Source organism: Arenibacter lacus (assembly GCF_008711145.1).
Lineage (GTDB): Bacteria > Bacteroidota > Bacteroidia > Flavobacteriales > Flavobacteriaceae > Arenibacter > Arenibacter amylolyticus.
In genome coordinates this window covers 1-641 of the sequence record NZ_VVIN01000221.1, presented here as the reverse complement: position 1 = coordinate 641, position 641 = coordinate 1, and the positions used below count along the sequence as shown (strand labels likewise).

The 641-nt window shown below is 44.5% G+C and carries 1 protein-coding gene; it reads left to right on the top strand.

The window, feature by feature from the left end:
* Nucleotides 1–641, top strand: a 641-nt coding sequence (locus F1E73_RS17250; RefSeq protein ID WP_150452693.1) for a M50 family metallopeptidase, incomplete at both ends; no start/stop codon positions are given.

Here is a 641-nt window from a genome sequence, read left to right as displayed (position 1 = left end):
ATGATAAGCCCACTAAAAAATTCAATGAAGCGCGGTTAGATCTTATCCTTGGGGATGAAGTGACCGTAAGGCGTGATGGAAAAGAAATTACCGTGCCGTTATCCGATGAAGGCAAGGAAACCCTGTTTGCCTCCCAAGGCATGAATTTTATAGGTTACAGATCCAAGGCCATGATTGAGAAGGTACAACCCGGTTCCGTGGCAGAGGCAGCAGGTTTGTTGCCCGGAGACCAAATTGTGGGCGTAAACGGGGAGGAAACCATTTTTTGGAACGAGTTTAGAAGGAAAATAGGGTCTTCGGTAAACCAAAAATTAGATATCAGTGTTTTAAGGAACGGACAGACAGTGCATATAGACCTGGTAGTTCCCGAAGAGGGCGTTATAGGGATATTTGTAGATTATGATGATCTTAGTGTAACGGATACCTATAGCTTCTTTGAGGCCATCCCAGCGGGATATCATAGGACCATTCAGGTACTAACGGATCAGATACGGCAGTTTAAGGTGATTTTTAACACCAAAACAGGTGCTTATAAGCAAGTAAAGGGCCCTATTGGGATTGTAGAAATGATGCCTGCGGTGTGGGACTGGACATTCTTTTGGAGTTTTATGGCGATGTTCTCCGTGTGGTTGGCATTTTTG